Here is a 15,333-nt window from a genome sequence, read left to right as displayed (position 1 = left end):
TACGGTCCTGTCTTCTGTGAACCGTGCCGGGGCGGTGGTCCGCCAAAGCGGCGGAAAGAGATTTGCTGGTGATGGCGCTTCCGCGAGCTGTGGCACCCAGTGTCACGTGGCGTGGTAGCGCCGATTCCGAAGCGTGCCCGGCGGCCCGCTCAGCGCCCGCATACGTCGTACTGCCCAGGTACGGCGCAAAGGACACGGAGTGGCGTGGGAGGCTCCCGGAAGAATGTCTGTCCCGGACGGGGACACGAGGCACCTCGCCATGGTGGGGTCGGGTGCAGACTTGAGGTTAACACTACCGGATCCAACAAACATTCCCCCTCTCGAAATCCGGCAACCGTGTGTCAGGTCGCAAGCGGCAGCACGCTCGCTCCCTGGACGTCGAGGTCCAGCCGGTTCGCGGCCCAGCCCGCACCTGCGAGGTGGGCCACCTTGTCGGCGCTGTCGGCGTCGGCCAGCGCCATGACGGTGGGCCCGGCGCCGGAGATCACGGCCGGGATGCCGTCGCCCCGCAGCCGTTCCACCAGCGCGGCGCTCTCCGGCATGGCCGGGGCGCGGTACTCCTGGTGGAGGCGGTCCTCGGTGGCGGGCAGCAGCAGCTCGGGGCGCCGGGTGAGGGCCTCGACGAGCAGGGCCGCGCGGCCCGCGTTGGCGGCGGCGTCGACGTGCGGCACGGTGCGCGGGAGCAGGCCGCGCGCGGTCTCGGTCAGGACCGGCTTTCCGGGCACGAAAACCACCGGAACGATGGAATTGTTCGGCTCCATCCTGATCGCCCGGGCGGCGCCGGACTCCATCCAGGACAGGGTGAAACCGCCGAGCAGACAGGCCGCCACATTGTCCGGGTGGCCCTCGATCTCGGTGGCCAGCTCCAGCAGCGCGACGTCGTCGAGCCGGGCCTCGCCGCCTATGGTCACCGCGCGGGCGGCGACGATGCCGGCGCAGATGGCGGCGGAGGAGGAGCCGAGGCCACGGCCGTGCGGAATGCGGTTGGCGCAGACGATCTCCAGGCCGCGGGGCTGTCCGCCCAGCAGATCGAAGGCGGTGCGCAGGGCACGGACGAGCAGGTGGCGCTCGTCCCGCGGCAGGGTCTCGCCGCCCTCACCCGCGATGTCGATGTGCAGCCCGGAGTCGGCCACCCGGACGACCACGTCGTCGTAGAGCCCCAGCGCGAGGCCCAGGGCGTCGAAGCCCGGACCGAGATTGGCGCTGGTGGCGGGAACGCGCACCCGGACGGCGGCGGCGCGGAACGCTGGACCGGCCATCGCTCGTTGACTCTCCTTGAGCTGCGTGACGGCGGTCGAATGACACTCGATGGACTCGATGGACATTCGACCGATGTTCGGTGGACATCCGATGACGTACGAAGACCCGTCGGGCCGCGGAGACGACGCGGCGCCGTGCCACACGCGGGGGCATATGCGGTGGGCGGGTTCGGTACAGCCTATCGAAGGAAGGTTCTGTGGCGACATAGGGCGCACAGGAGGCGCACGATGCGTGTCGTAAGCCCCGTGTGCTCCTTGTCAGGTCAAGCCCTGGAGTCGTTGCCGGGGGAGGTCCGGGACTCCTTGGCGGGGGAAGTCCGGGGCTCCCTGTCGGGGAGGGCCCGGATCTCCGCGTCGGGGGAGAGACGGGCGCCTCCGTGTCAGGGGCGACCCACGGCTCCGCGATCGCGACGGGGAAGGCCCGGGCCTCCTCGTCGGGAAGGCCCGGGCCTCCTCGTCGGGGAGGCCCGGGTCCCGGGTGCTCAGGTGAGGCCGAGGCGCTCGGCCGCGGTGGCCGCGTCGACGGGGACGGTGACCGGCTGCGGGGCGCCGGCGACGGCCCAGTCGGGGTCCTTCAGACCGTTGCCGGTGACGGTGCACACGATGCGCTGCCCCGGGTCGACCTTGCCCTGCTCGGCGGCCTTGAGCAGACCGGCCACGGAGGCGGCGGAGGCGGGCTCCACGAAGACACCCTCCTGCGCGGCCAACAACCGGTACGCCCGCAGGATTTCACGGTCCGTCACCTCGTCGATCGCACCGCCGGACTCGTCCCGCGCGGCCAGTGCGTACTGCCAGGAGGCGGGGTTGCCGATGCGGATCGCGGTGGCGATGGTCGACGGGTCCTTGACCACCTCGCCGCGCACGATCGGGGCACTGCCGGATGCCTGGAAACCCCACATACGGGGCGTCCTGGTGGCGATGCCGTCGGCGGCGTACTCCTTGTAGCCCCGCCAGTAGGCGGTGATGTTGCCCGCGTTGCCGACCGGCAGGACGTGGATGTCGGGCGCGTCGCCGAGCATGTCCACGATCTCGAAGGCGGCCGTCTTCTGGCCCTCGATACGCACGGGGTTGACCGAATTCACCAGCGCCACGGGGTAGTTGTCGCTCAGTGCGCGCGCGAGGGTGAGGCAGTCGTCGAAGTTGCCGTCGACCTGGAGGATCTTGGCGCCGTGCACGAGGGCCTGGCCCATCTTGCCGAGGGCGATCTTGCCCTGCGGCACGAGCACGGCGGAGACCATGCCGGCCCGTACGGCGTACGCGGCCGCGCTGGCGGACGTGTTGCCGGTGGAGGCGCAGATGACGGCCTTCGCCCCCTCCTCCTTGGCCTTGCTGATGGCCATGGTCATGCCGCGGTCCTTGAAGGACCCGGTGGGGTTGGCCCCCTCCACCTTCAGGTGGACCTCACAGCCCGTGCGCTCGGAGAGCACCTGCGCGGGCACGAGCGGCGTGCCGCCCTCACGGAGCGTCACGACCGGCGTGGTGTCGGATACCGGCAGCCTGTCCCGGTACTCCTCGATGATTCCGCGCCACTGGTGGGTCATTGCTGGTTACTCTCCTTCAACCCGCATGATGCTGGCGACACCCCGCACGGTGTCGAGCTTGCGCAGCGCCTCGACGGTCCCGGACAGGGAGGCGTCGGAGGCCCGGTGGGTGACGACGACGAGAGAGGCCTCGCCGTCCTTGCCCTGCTGCCGAACGGTGTCGATCGACACCCCGTGCTCGGCGAACACGGTCGCGACCTGGGCGAGCACGCCCGGTTTGTCCGCAACGTCGAGGCTGATGTGGTACCGCGTGACGACCTCGCCCATCGACGACACGGTCAGCGCGGCGTACGCCGACTCGCCGGGCCCGGTCGAGCCGCTCAGCAGATTGCGGCACACGGCGACGAGGTCGCCGAGCACGGCGGAGGCGGTGGGCGCGCCGCCGGCGCCGGGGCCGTAGAACATCAGCTGCCCGGCCGCGTCGGATTCCACGAAGACGGCGTTGTACGCGCCCCGCACGGAGGCGAGCGGGTGGCTGAGCGGGATCATCGCGGGATGCACGCGCGCGGTGACCGACGCGCCGTCCTTCGAGCGCTCGCAGATGGCGAGCAGCTTGATGGTGCAGCCCATCTCCTTGGCCGACTGGAAGTCGGCGGCGGTGACCTCGGTCATGCCCTCGCGGTAGACGTCGTCGAGACGCACGCGCGTGTGGAAGGCGATTCCGGCGAGGATGGCGGCCTTGGCGGCGGCGTCGAACCCCTCGACGTCGGCGGTCGGGTCGGCCTCGGCGTACCCGAGCGCGGTGGCCTCGTCGAGGGCCTCCTGATAACCCGCCCCCGTGGAGTCCATCTTGTCGAGGATGAAGTTGGTCGTGCCGTTGACGATGCCGAGCACCCGGTTCACCTTGTCCCCGGCGAGGGACTCACGCAGCGGCCGGATCAGCGGGATGGCGCCGGCGACGGCGGCCTCGTAGTACAGGTCCCTGCCGTGCTCCTCGGCGGCGGCGTGCAGGGCGGCCCCGTCCTGGGCGAGCAGCGCCTTGTTGGCGGAGACGACGGAGGCACCGTGCTCGAAGGCGGTGGTGATGAGGGACCGCGCGGGCTCGATGCCGCCGATGACCTCCACCACGACGTCGATGTCGCCGCGTTTGACGAGGGCGGTGGCGTCGGTGGTGACGAGGGCGGGGTCGATGCCCTCACGCAACCTGGCCGGGCGCCGTACGGCGACCCCGGCGAGCTCGACCGGGGCGCCGATCCGGGCGGCGAGGTCGTCGGCGTGCGTCGTCATGATGCGCGCCACCTCTGAGCCGACCACTCCACAGCCCAGCAGCGCCACCTTCAGCGGACGCGTACGCATCATCCGACCTCGTTTCCTCATACCGTCTACGGTTGGACCAGTCTCACTCACCGGACGGGAGTTTCTACCCTTCGTCCGGATCGTGAGACATCGATTTCATTTGTGCGGGGGTGGCAGACCGTAGATCTTCCACCCCGGGGCTCGCCGGCCTCCGGCACTTCGTCCCGCGTTCCGGTCACCCGACGTCGAGACGCAGGAGGTCCTCCTCCGTCTCGCGCCGGACGATGACCCGGGCCTCGCCGTCCTTCACGGCGACGACGGGCGGCCGGAGCACATGGTTGTAGTTGCTGGCCATGGACCGGCAGTACGCGCCCGTGGCCGGTACGGCGATGAGGTCACCAGGTGCCAGGTCGGCGGGCAGGAACGCGTCCTTGACCACGATGTCCCCGCTCTCGCAGTGCTTGCCCACGACCCGGGCGAGCATGGGCTCGGCGTCACTGGTACGCGAGACGAGCGCGACGCTGTACTCGGCGTCGTACAGCGCGGTGCGGATGTTGTCGGACATGCCGCCGTCGACGGAGACGTACGTACGCAGCCCGTCCAGGGGCTTGACCGTGCCGACCTCGTACAGGGTGAAGGCGGTGGGGCCCACGATGGCGCGACCGGGCTCGACGGAGATGCGCGGGGTGCGCAGCCTGGCGACCTCGCACTCACGGCTGACGATCTCGGTGAGCGCCTTGGCGATCTCGTGCGGCTCGCGGGGGTCGTCGTCGCTGGTGTAGGCGATCCCGAGCCCGCCCCCGAGGTCGATCTCCGGCAGCTCCACGCCGTGTTCGTCACGGATGTCCTTGAGCAGCCCGACCACCCGATGGGCGGCGACCTCGAACCCGGACATGTCGAAGATCTGCGACCCGATGTGCGAGTGGATCCCGATCAGCTCGAGACCGTCGAGCTGCAGGGCCCGCCGTACGGCCTCGGCGGCCTGCCCGCCGGCCAGCGGAATGCCGAACTTCTGGTCCTCGTGGGCGGTGGCGATGAACTCGTGCGTGTGCGCCTCCACCCCCACCGTGATCCGGATCTGGACCTTCTGCCGCTTCCCGAGGGACTGCGCGATGTGCGCGACCCGCACGATCTCCTGGAAGGAGTCGAGAACGATCCGGCCGACACCGGCCTCGACGGCCCTGGTGATCTCCTCCACGGACTTGTTGTTGCCGTGGAAGGCGATGCGCTCGGCGGGCATGCCGGCGGAGAGCGCGGTGGCCAGCTCACCACTGGAGCACACGTCGAGATTCAGCCCCTCCTCGTGCAGCCACCGCACGACGGCACGGGAGAGGAACGCCTTGCCGGCGTAGAACACGTCGGCGCCACTCCCGAAGGCGGCGCGCCAGGCGCGTGCCCGGGCCCGGAAGTCGGTCTCGTCGAGGACGTAGGCGGGGGTGCCGAACTCCTCGGCCAGCCGCGTGACGTCGATCCCGCCGACGGTGACGACGCCGTCGGCGTTGCGCGTGACCGTCTGGGCCCACACCTTCCGGTCGAGGGCGTTGAGGTCCGTGGGCGGCGCGGAGTAGTGCCCCTCCGGAAGGACATCGGCGTGACGGGGCCCGGCGGGGTGCGCGGAACGGCTCATGACGTGACTCTCAGACTCTCTGTGTCTCTCCGGGGCCCATGTTTTCTCCGGCCCTCAGAGGTGTTCGGGTGCGTCGATACCGAGCAGGGAGAGGCCACCGGCCAGCACCGTCCCGGCGGCTTCGGCGAGGGCCAGCCGGGCGCGGTGGGCGGCCGAGGGTTTCTCCTCACCACGGGGAAGCACACAGGGCAGAAAAGGCAGCACGGCATCGGCAACGCCGACGAGATGCCGCGCCAGCCGGTCCGGGGCCCGGTGAGCGGCGGCCACGGCGAGGATGCGGGGGTGGTCGGCGAGGGGGGTCAGGAGGTCGCGGAGGTGGGGGATGGCAGTGGCGGGGTGCGCGGGGGCGCTGGCGCCGGGGGTGTCTGCGGTCGCGGGGACGGAGGCGTTCGCCTGAGTGCCGGCGGCGGTCGCGGGGACGGAGGCGTTCGCCTGAGTGCCGGCGGCGGTCGCGGGGACGGAGGCGTTCGCCTGAGTGCCGGCGGCGGTCGCAGGGACGGAGGCGTTCGCCTGAGTGCCGGCGGCGGTCGCAGGGGCGGCGCCGGTGATTACGAGGGTGGGGCCGGTGTCGGTGGTGATCACACCGCTGTCCATGGGCGACCCGACGAGCAGATGGGCCTTGGTGGGCACCTGGCCCCCGACGGGCACCCGGGCCCCTACAGGCGGGCGAGCCTCACCGAGGGCGACGGGACCGGGCTCGGCGGTGAAGCCGAGGCGGGCGGCGTTGCGGCTGAGGGAGCGGATGCGGGCGTGGGCGTAACGGACGCGGAAGAGGGGGTTGCTCTCCCGCTGCACCAGGTGATCGGCGGTGATCCGGGGCCGGTCGTGCGGGGCGGGGTGGAGAAGGGCCCACCGGGCGGCGTCGGGGCCGAGCGGGGCGGGGTCTTCGGGGGCCGGCACGGGCCGTAGGTTGACCGGCGCGCCGTGTTCGACGGAGGCCCGCCCGCCCTGGGTGGCCACGATCCGCACCACCGCGTCGGCGACGACCTCGGCCCGGACCTCGTACGGCACCCGCAGCGCGACGACCTGCCCGGCGAGGGCGTCACCATGTCCGTACGCGGCACCACGGGCGCGGATCTCCCGGACCAGACCGCCGACGAGGTCGGCCTGCGCATCGAGGCTGATGTTGAGGAACCCGGGCCCGGTGACGACGACGTCCCGGATGCCGTCGGCACCGAGGAGAAGGGGCCGCAGGATCTCGGCGACCCGACGCGGCGGCTGCCCGGCCGGCCGAGCGAGCTGGAGGGCGATGTTGGTGGCGTAGTCCCCGCATCCCCCGGGACCCGGCTCGGTCACCACGGCCCGCTCGGGCACCGTCACACTCAGCTCCCCGTCATCGACAGCACGGCGCACCGCGCGCAGCACGGTGCGGGAGAGCTCGACGGGGGTCACGGGACAAGCGTAGGGGAGGAGGGGGGTGGGGAGGCGAGGCGGTTCAACCTACGGACGGCAGGTGCCCGCGCCGGGACCGACCACGGGCCAGGACTCCAACCGCAGAGGACCGCTCCCGGCTCGGCAGCGACAGGAGTCCCTGGTAGACCGGCGGCCACACAACGCGACCCAGGCGACGGCGACGGCGACCCGACACTGACTGCCGGCCACAGGGTTCGGCCCTACCCGCCGAAGGAGACCCCATCCGGCACCTCATCGGCGACCCCGTCGTCGTCGCCTTCCCCGTCACCGCCCCCACCCCGATCCGGGCCACTACCCTCTCCCCCTCCGCGCCCATCGCCTCCGGCCCCCTCGCCACGATGCCCCACTCCCCCATACCCATGTCCGTGCCCATGGCCCTGCCCATGGCCGTGCCCGGTCCGGCGCTCGATCAAGTCTTTGACGAGTCGCACGAGTTCGGCAGGTTCGAAGGGCTTGGCGAGGAAGGCGTCCACGCCCACATCGAGGCCGGTCTCGACCTCGTACTGATTGCACGCGCTGATGATGGCGAGGGGAAGGTGACGCGTACGGGGATCCGCGCGGAGCCGGGCGGCTGTACGCAGCCCGTCCAGCCGGGGCATGACGACGTCGAGCGTCACGACATCGGGCCGCACCTGGTGCACGACATCCAGACACTCGGCACCATCGGCCGCGGTCACGACCTCAAGCCCTTCCAGCTCGAGATTGACCCTGATCAGCTGCCGGATGACCTTGTTGTCGTCCACAACAAGCACCCGGCCCGACGCGCCTGGCACACGTCGAGAGTAGGTCCGGACCGGCCACCGCGTCCGGGTTTTCCCCACTTCCACCCCGTACAGGGGACCCTTCCACCCCGCTCGGCAACCACTCGCCTCGCGCTACAGCGCCGCCCCACCCCATCCCCGGGGACCCGTCTCCGCCCCACCCGCGGAAACGGGTTCCTGATCACCCCGCCGGACCTGCTAGTGTTCTACCCGTCGCCGCGAGCGAGCAGCTCCGCAGCCGACACGCCCCCGTAGCTCAGGGGATAGAGCAACGGCCTCCGGAGCCGTGTGCGCAGGTTCGAATCCTGCCGGGGGCACCCAGCATGAGGTGCCCAAAGACCCCGTCACCAGCGGAAACGCTGAGGCCGGGGTCTTCGCGTATGTGCAGGCGTATGCGGCCTGAAGCGACCCGATGACACGGTCTGTGGACGAGCTGTGGACGGGATCTTGCGGCATTCCCGCAGGTGATGAGTCCTATAGGAGTTGAGCGAGCAGACCTGCTCTTCCTTCCTGTTGGCCCGGTCTTGAACCATGTGTCGAAGGGTAGGGAGCATGGGCATGGCAGGTTGCCGTCGTGTCGCCTGCCGACTCACACCAGGACGAGTTGGGGATCTCGTGGATGTGACAACGCTTGCAGTCACGCTCATCAGCGTCGGAGGGGCGCTGGGCGGGACTCTGGGAGGGGCAGTACTTAGCCAGCGCGCTAGCCACGCTGAAGCCGCGGAGCAGAACCGGCGTGCCGAACGTGAGCGAGAGCAGGAGCGTGATGAGCAAGCGCTGCAAGCAAAGCGCGATCTCTATGCCCGTCTGAACACCGCAGCTCGTGCCTATCGAGTCGCCGCCCGAGACGCTGTCCTAGCATCTGAGCGCGGTGAAAGCCTCGACCCAGCGTTCCTCGACGCCGCCAAAGATGCCTGGGCCGACCAATACTCCCAGGCACAGATGACACTGGCGAAGGATGTCCTACACGTAGCCTCGGCACTTAACAGGTCGCTCGGAGTTGGGTACGCAGTCGTCAAGCAATTGCCGAACAGCCCCAATCTCGGCGAGGCATACCAGCGGGCGAAGACATGGTTCGGCGGCCCTCTGTCCGATGGCGTCTATCTGCTACGGGTCACGTTGCGACACGACCTGGGTGTCGAGGTCGACCCCCATTTCGCGCAGACTCGTATGCAGATTCTCGCCGCGCTCCGCGACGCGCGGAACGACCTAGATCGCATACTCACGGCAGAACGATCCCGGACCGCCGGACTCAATTGACAGGCAGCGCAAAGAATGCGGCCCCCTGGGAGATGCCAGGGGGCCTCGAATACGTGCGACTGGTGTCACTCGTACTCGCGGAGTAGGTCCTCGATGCGTCGGTTGGCAACGTCCTGCCGTCCGTCGAGGCACTTTGCGTAGCGGGTCAGCAGCACCTCAACGCTGTTCCCGGCACGCTCGGCAACCTCGGTGGGATCCACCCCGGCATTCAGCCACGTCGACAGCGCCGAGTGCCGAAGGTCGTAGGGGCGACTCGCGAGCGGCGAAGCCGCGACGGCCGGCGGGAGCGCCAGAAGCCGAGCCTCCTGCCACACCCGGTAGTAGGTCGAGGATGGGACGACCGAACCCTTCTCGCTGAAGAAGAGCCTCCCGTCTTCCGCCGTGCCGAACGTGGTCAGGTGCTCGCGCAGCACGGCAACGAGCTGGGGCGGAATGGGCACACGCCGAACGTCCTCCGTCGGCCGGTTCTTGAGTCCGCGGTCGTCGTGGGTCTCCCCCGAGTCGGTCCACTGCTTGCCGACCGAAGGGCGGGTCCGGTGGAGCAATGCCGATCCCCAGCCCTGCTCGGAGAGAACAAGGTCAGTCTCGACCAGGCCGACCGCCTCAGCAGGCCGCAGGCCACCGAAGTACATCGCCGCAAACAGGCCGACGAGACGCCGGCCCCGAGCACGCCGGTAGCCGCCTACATAGGACACGGCCGCCAGGAGGTTGCGAGCCTGCTCCTGGTTGGCGACGACCCGCGGGTCGACCTGGTTGGACACCTTCGGCTTCTGCCAGCGAACTGCCGTGATGGGGTTCTCTCGCAGCTCCCCCAGGTCAACGGCGTAGTTCGCCGCGTTCACAAGCGTCCGGCGCTTACGCCGCACTGTCTCCGCCGCCGCTGCCATGCCGTCGAGCTTGAGCTTCAGCGAGTCGAGGACTGCACGGGCCGTGGCAGGTTCAGCGAGGTCGGCGAGCGGTCGAGACGCCTTGGACACCCAGTGCAGAACGTTCCGCACGTCGTCCGGGACTTTCCGATCATCAGGCCCCGGCAGCACGAAGGCCCAGTTGCGCAGTGCTTTGCGAATTGCCTCGTCGGACGGCCGTCCGGGACGGTCTTCGAGAAGTTCCAGCGTCACGCTGGTGAGAGATTCGTTAATGCCGTCTCGCGTATTAGGGGCCGCATGGGGCCACTTCATGGCGAGATACCTGAGCGCGAAGGCGTACCACGATACGGCCGACTTCTTCTCTTCCATCGAGGCCGGAAGGCCCGACTTGGCGTCGAACTCCTCACCGTCGCGCATCGCACGCATGAGCTTGGTGCGGTAGTGATCGGCAAGCGCCTTGGTACGGAAGGACTCCGAGAAAACGTTGCCCGCCACGGACCACCGGACACCGTACGAGGGCGTTTTGGTGTCCCGCTTACGGACGCCCCAGACCTTGACATCAAGGGACTTCACGCCGCCGCCTCCAGCTGTCGCAGCCATGTGGCGAAGTCGCTCCGCCAGACGCGAAGCTCTCCGTTCGGGAGCTTGAATGCCGCAGGCCCTTGGCCGAGTTCGCGCCAGCGGTAGAAGGTCCGTCGAGAAACGCCGCCGAGCTCATCGAGCACCTGGCGGACGGTCATCAGCTCGTCACGGCGGTGCTGGTCCATGTCGGTTCTCCTTCCGTTCCAAGGGCGGGTTCGAGGGATTCGGTCAGCCAGGCCTCTGCGTCGGTGAGGCCGGTTCCGGCGTAGACCCAGTGGGCGAGGACGAGAGTCGTGCCCGGGTCTGTCTCGTTCGCCGCTACGGCTTGCGCACGGCGCCACTCAGCACGTGCGTCGCGCAGGGCACCGAGGGTGGTGGAGTAGCGGCGGGACTTGGTGGAGAAGTGGCCGCGGAACCCGAGCATGTGGGCCCAGGCGCGCAGGCGGAGGTGTTCGAGATCCTTGCGGGCGCCGAGAGTCCAGGCCGTTCGGATGAGGCGGCGGGCGTGGTCGCTGATGTCGAGCTGGGCGAGTTCGGCGGCGAACTTGAGCGGGCGGTCAAGAGCTCCCGTGGCAGTCTCGGCACCCTTGGTGGCGTACTTGGCGATGTAGGCGGCCACAGCCCGCTCGGTCAGCTCCTCGCCGCCGTCGAAGTCGGCGGAACGGATCGTGCGGACGTCGAGCTGACGGCCGAAGGCGAACGCATGGGCCCGGCCGTCGATGACCGGGCCGTCCACACGAGCGGCAGCAGCGGCGGCCCGGATGGCGTCGGCCAGCAACTCGGCGGTGGCCCAGGCGGGAGGCGGACTGTCGCCGCCCTCCGGGCCGTCGATGCGGATGACGGCGTGGAAGTGGACAGCCCCGCGCTTCTGGTACTCGGCCACCTTGGCGAAGGACACCCGGGCGTGCTCGCGGAAGACCCGTTGCGTGAGGCCGGCGCGCTTGGCGACCTCGCGACGCAGGTAGGTCGAGAAGCGGCGCCACAGCGGACCGGCGTGCGCGTTCCAGAGGATGGCCGCTTCGTAGTCGTAGGCGTCCGGGTCGAGCGGGGTGCCGAGGGCGGCGTCGTCCTGGTCGTGGAGGGTGCCGCAGCGGCAGGGTCGGACCGAACCGGCCGTGCCGGTGGGGCGGTTGTGGACGGGACCGAAGCCGGGGGCGGTGAAGGTGGCAAAGACGCGGGGGTGTGCGGCGACGCGTTCGTGGACGCCCTTCCCGCCGCGCAGGCCGGCGGTGATCAGGTGGAAGGTGTCCCGGCGGTAGACCTCGGCGCAGGCCGCGCAGCGGGTCGTGCGGCGGTTGTTGCAGCGGACGAGGAGGTGACCGGCCGGGAGATCGGCGGAGTCGAGGTGGTGGAGGACGCCGCCGATCTCACCGGTGCGGGTGTTGACGTCGTACTCGGTGCGGTGGCCGTCGAGGCGGATCGGGTGCGTGCAGCCGCCGAGGGCCGAGAGTTGCCGCAGAAGGGCGGGCATGGTGCCGAGGGCGGCCAGGTCTCCGAGTTCGGTCAGCGGGGGCGGGGTGGCGCGGGTGCTGATGAGCTTGCTCCTTCTGGCTTGGGTTGGGAGGAGAGAGGGCCCCCGGGGCGGCCGATGCTTGGGGGTGTCGTGGCCGGCCCGGGGGTCCGGTGCGTCAGCGGCGGTGCTGGTCGCGGAGCATCGAGCGCAGGACCACGGCGGCTACGGCCACGGAGACGGCCGTGACGGCGACGGCGGCCAGGAGCGCGGTCAGCACGACCCCGCCGACGAGGATGGCGGCGACCGCACCGGTGCTGACGGAGATCTGGGGCGCCGAACGCCGCATGGGCACCGATTCGGCCGTGTTGTGGGTGTGCGAGGGCGGCGGGGTCGGGTTGTCTGGGTACTTGGGCAGGAACACGGCGAAACTCTCCTTACCTACTCGTCTAGTCATGTGAGCCGTTGACGATGCCCACGCCGGAGCGCGTGCCGGCCTCGATGGCCGGGGCCAGGAACGTGTGCGAGAGCCAGAAGCCGAACAGGGCGATCAGGACGACGATCCAGGTGCGGACGCCGAGGAACTTGACCGCTCCCCAGGCGAAGAAGCCGAGGACGACGACGAGGGGCAGGCTGACGGTCACGGGCTCGGGGTCCTTTCCGCGGACGGGGCAGCGATGGGTGCGGGCGGCCAGTTCGGCGGCGGCTCGGCTGTCGTAGTCGGCGGAGAAGCCGCAGCGCGGAGCCGTGCAGGCGGCGGTGTGCTTCTCGCGGCCGCGTCCGTCGCAGGAGGTGCCGACCTGGACGGGGCCGATTCGGGTGACGGAGCGGAAGCGGCGGTTGGCGGACATGCTGGTCTCCCTTCAGAGCTGGGCGGCGATGGCGTCGGCCATGAGCAGCGGGACGCCGAGGCGGGCGCGCAGGGTCGGGGTGTCGATGGCCTCCCCGGTCCGGGCGTGGTGTTCGGCGGCGACCTTGCGGGCGTGCTCGACCAGGGCGGCCGGGACGGGGACAGGGGGTGGATCGGGAGTCGGTGCGGCGGCCGGCGGGAGCGGGGGCTCGGGCGCGGACTCGGGCTCGTCCTCCTGGTCCTCGATGGCCGGGAGCGGCTTTGGTCCGTCGGCGGTCTCGGGTTGGCCCTCCGCCACGGGTGCGGAATGGGCGAGGAGCGTGCCGCCGAGGAAGGCGACCGCGGGCCAGCCCGCCACGAGGATGCGCAGCCAGGCCGGTACCTGGTCGATGTCGAGGAGTCCTGCGGTGGCGACGTTCGCTCCGAGGGACGCTGTCAGCGCGATCACGAACCAGCACCACCCGGCCGCTTTCGCGTCACCGGCCCGAAGTCGGCGCCAGGCGGCGACGAGCAGCAGGTCGACGGAGACGGGATATGCCCACGCCTTCCACCCGTCCTGACCGGCGGCCGTGGCGATGTCGTGCAGGTGGGCGAAGGACAGCGCGGCGGCGATGACCGCTTGGACGAGTACCGCGTCGACGCGGGCCAGCAGGGCACGCATGCTGCGGCTCCTTCCGGATTCAGGCATGGCCGGGGTAGGGACATGGCGCGAGGCGGTCACGCCAACCGGAGGTGAGGCGGATGCGCCGGGTCAGTCGGTCACAGGCCTGGGCTTCACGACCGGGGACGCGGTTCCGACCGGCCGCACTGGCACCTCGGGCTGGAAGCGCTTGAGCGCGGGAAGATCCGGGATCAGGTGCGCCGAGTCGCGACAGGTCTGGGCGGCATCGCCAAGGGAGAGGTACGGCGTGCGGATGCGGGACCAGCCACCGGAGGTGTCGCCGGCCACGGCGAGGCCGGGACGTTCGGGCGCGATGGCGCACGCGGCGGAGACCGCTTCGGGTGCGATGTCGCCGAGTGCCATCTTGGCGGAGGCTTCGTCGTTGACGCGGTGGCAGACGCGGCCGGTCAACTGAGCCCGCAGCATGGTCGCTCCCTTGCCCAGCTCGGCCCCGAATCGCTGCCCGCACACCTCCAGGTAGATGCCGGCGGCGCGGCCGAGCTGGGCGAGCCGGATGAGCTGGGTGACCATCTCGTCCCGGCGTTCCTCTTCCTTCTTGGTCGCGACAAGGAAGAGTTCAGCGACCTCGTCGACGAACAGCACGACGGGTACGGGGCGTTCGCGCTCGGGCAGTCCCCAGATATCGGAGGTGATCTCCTCGTCCGGTGTGCCGGGTGCGATGCCCTGCCGGGCCTTGATCAGGTCGTACCGGTCGTCCATTTCCCTGATGAGCGCGGGCAGCAGCTCGGCTGCCTGGTCCGGGTCGGTGGCCAGCGCCGAGAGCCGCGGAGCGAAGGGCGCCAACTCCACGCCGCGCTTGCAGTCGATACCGACCAGGGCGACGGGCTGATGAGCGAGGCCGGTCACCAGGTGGCGCAGGTACATGGACTTCCCGGACAGGGTCGCGCCGAGCGTGAGTTGATGCGGCACGGTGAGGTAGTCGCGTACGAACGGCGTGGCGTCCTCCCGCAGCGCGACCGGCACTTGGAGAAGACCTGCGGGGACCTTGCGCGGCATGCGGACCCGCTTCAGCACGTCGAAGCCGACGAGCCGCAGGTCCACCACACCGGGTTTGACCGTGGTCACGTAGACGGCGTGGACGCCCCAGGCGTGCCGCAGCCGTTCGGCGGAAGCGGCCAGGTCAGCGGGTTCCTGCCCGGGGGCGAGCCTCAGACGGAGACGAAGCCCGGTCGTGGTCGGCCGGATGATTCCGCGTCGCGGCGGTACGGGTCGGACCTCGCGGCGGCTGGTGGCCTTGACCGCCAGGACGCGCAGCCGGGACGGGGCCACGGTGAGGCCGCAGGCTTCCACGACAGACCCGTACGAGCTGAGCAGCCGGGCCGTGGAGAGCGGTAAGCCGACCGTGGACCAGTAGAGGCCGGGGTGTCGCGCCCGGGTGTAGGCAGCCCCACCGCCGAGTGCGGCGACGGGACCACCCACCTCCAGGAGCGTTGTCAGGTCGGACATCAGGCGGAGGCCCCCACGACGGCGGGGAAGGTGGCCGGGGTGACGGCGGCGGCCCGGTAGGCGATGCCGTGCCGCTGCTGTCCGTTGAACACGCTCTCCCACGGCCGAGCGGCCAGACCGGGCAGCGAGACCGGCGAGCCGAGGACGAGGCCTTCCGGGACTCCGCTCTCCGGAACGGTCACCTTGATTAGGGACGACTCTCCCTCCTCGATGTACACGACGCCGATCGTCATCAGCGACTCACCGCTGACGGCGTCCTTCGCGATCTCGCCCGTCTGCCGGTCACGGACCTTGGGCTCGGGCGCCTCGGTCAGCAGGATCGTCGCGGCCGAGGTCTCCACACGGATGGTGCGCAAGGCT

General features: G+C 70.4%; 15 protein-coding genes, 1 tRNA gene and 1 pseudogene. 2 read left to right on the top strand and 15 right to left on the bottom strand.

The window, feature by feature from the left end:
- Window positions 1-341: 341 nt before the first annotated feature.
- The 6 genes from thrB to AC07C1_RS25620 all read right to left on the bottom strand — a co-directional run bounded on the left by thrB (window position 342) and on the right by AC07C1_RS25620 (window position 7,849).
- Window positions 342-1,259: a homoserine kinase gene (gene thrB, locus AC07C1_RS25645; RefSeq protein WP_478942714.1), complete on the bottom strand. Its 918-nt coding sequence runs from the start codon at window positions 1,257-1,259 to the stop codon at window positions 342-344.
- Window positions 1,260-1,741: 482 nt separating this feature from the next.
- Entirely contained in the window at window positions 1,742-2,800 is a 1,059-nt protein-coding gene (thrC, locus tag AC07C1_RS25640) for a threonine synthase (RefSeq protein ID WP_478942577.1), read from the bottom strand.
- Window positions 2,801-2,806: 6 nt separating this feature from the next.
- Complete coding sequence (locus AC07C1_RS25635) at window positions 2,807-4,099, bottom strand: homoserine dehydrogenase (RefSeq protein WP_478942575.1); 1,293 nt, start codon at window positions 4,097-4,099, stop codon at window positions 2,807-2,809.
- A gap of 172 nt (window positions 4,100-4,271) precedes the next feature.
- A complete protein-coding gene (lysA, locus tag AC07C1_RS25630) occupies window positions 4,272-5,663 on the bottom strand; it encodes a diaminopimelate decarboxylase (protein ID WP_478942573.1) in 1,392 nt (463 codons plus the stop codon).
- 54 nt (window positions 5,664-5,717) lie between these two features.
- Complete coding sequence (nrtL, locus tag AC07C1_RS25625; protein ID WP_478942572.1) at window positions 5,718-7,055, bottom strand: ArgS-related anticodon-binding protein NrtL; 1,338 nt, start codon at window positions 7,053-7,055, stop codon at window positions 5,718-5,720.
- A 221-nt stretch (window positions 7,056-7,276) separates the two neighbouring features.
- Complete coding sequence (locus tag AC07C1_RS25620; RefSeq protein ID WP_478942570.1) at window positions 7,277-7,849, bottom strand: response regulator; 573 nt, start codon at window positions 7,847-7,849, stop codon at window positions 7,277-7,279.
- A 233-nt stretch (window positions 7,850-8,082) separates the two neighbouring features.
- On the opposite strand from AC07C1_RS25620, the gene AC07C1_RS25615 reads away from it, so the two are divergent.
- Both AC07C1_RS25615 and AC07C1_RS25610 read left to right on the top strand, forming a co-directional pair.
- A tRNA-Arg gene (locus tag AC07C1_RS25615) sits at window positions 8,083-8,154 on the top strand.
- A 298-nt stretch (window positions 8,155-8,452) separates the two neighbouring features.
- Window positions 8,453-9,097, top strand: coding sequence for a hypothetical protein (locus AC07C1_RS25610; RefSeq protein WP_478942569.1), 645 nt, complete (start codon window positions 8,453-8,455; stop codon window positions 9,095-9,097).
- A gap of 65 nt (window positions 9,098-9,162) precedes the next feature.
- Here AC07C1_RS25610 and AC07C1_RS25605 read toward each other — a convergent pair whose 3' ends face one another.
- From AC07C1_RS25605 to AC07C1_RS25565, 9 genes and pseudogenes are all read right to left on the bottom strand, one after another.
- The gene (locus AC07C1_RS25605; RefSeq protein ID WP_478942567.1) at window positions 9,163-10,536 is read right to left on the bottom strand and encodes a tyrosine-type recombinase/integrase; all 1,374 of its coding nucleotides are present in this window, start codon (window positions 10,534-10,536) and stop codon (window positions 9,163-9,165) included.
- Entirely contained in the window at window positions 10,533-10,703 is a 171-nt protein-coding gene (locus tag AC07C1_RS25600; RefSeq protein ID WP_181925608.1) for a helix-turn-helix transcriptional regulator, read from the bottom strand. Before AC07C1_RS25600 ends, AC07C1_RS25605 begins: the two co-directional genes overlap by 4 nt.
- Complete coding sequence (locus AC07C1_RS25595; protein WP_478942565.1) at window positions 10,703-12,016, bottom strand: replication initiator; 1,314 nt, start codon at window positions 12,014-12,016, stop codon at window positions 10,703-10,705. The genes AC07C1_RS25600 and AC07C1_RS25595 overlap by 1 nt, the downstream gene beginning before the upstream one ends.
- Window positions 12,017-12,173: 157 nt before the next feature.
- Window positions 12,174-12,419, bottom strand: a complete 246-nt coding sequence (locus AC07C1_RS25590; RefSeq protein WP_478942564.1) for a SpdD protein — start codon at window positions 12,417-12,419, stop codon at window positions 12,174-12,176.
- 25 nt (window positions 12,420-12,444) lie between these two features.
- Window positions 12,445-12,639, bottom strand: a complete 195-nt coding sequence (locus AC07C1_RS25585) for a hypothetical protein (protein ID WP_478942712.1) — start codon at window positions 12,637-12,639, stop codon at window positions 12,445-12,447.
- Between the two features lie 18 nt (window positions 12,640-12,657).
- Window positions 12,658-12,846, bottom strand: a pseudogene (locus AC07C1_RS25580) (mobile element transfer protein); the annotation flags it as partial.
- A 12-nt stretch (window positions 12,847-12,858) separates the two neighbouring features.
- Window positions 12,859-13,506, bottom strand: a complete 648-nt coding sequence (locus AC07C1_RS25575; RefSeq protein ID WP_478942562.1) for a DUF2637 domain-containing protein — start codon at window positions 13,504-13,506, stop codon at window positions 12,859-12,861.
- Window positions 13,507-13,596: 90 nt separating this feature from the next.
- Window positions 13,597-14,973 carry an FtsK/SpoIIIE domain-containing protein gene (locus tag AC07C1_RS25570; RefSeq protein WP_478942560.1) on the bottom strand — a complete coding sequence of 459 codons (1,377 nt, stop codon included), beginning with the start codon at window positions 14,971-14,973 and terminating at the stop codon, window positions 13,597-13,599.
- A complete protein-coding gene (locus tag AC07C1_RS25565; RefSeq protein WP_478942558.1) occupies window positions 14,973-15,329 on the bottom strand; it encodes an SCO3933 family regulatory protein in 357 nt (118 codons plus the stop codon). The genes AC07C1_RS25570 and AC07C1_RS25565 overlap by 1 nt, the downstream gene beginning before the upstream one ends.
- Window positions 15,330-15,333: the final 4 nt, after the last annotated feature.

Source organism: Streptomyces sp. NPDC045022 (genome assembly GCF_056432605.1).
Note: the sequence above shows the minus strand (reverse complement) of the source record. Positions and strands in the feature narration are given on the sequence as shown.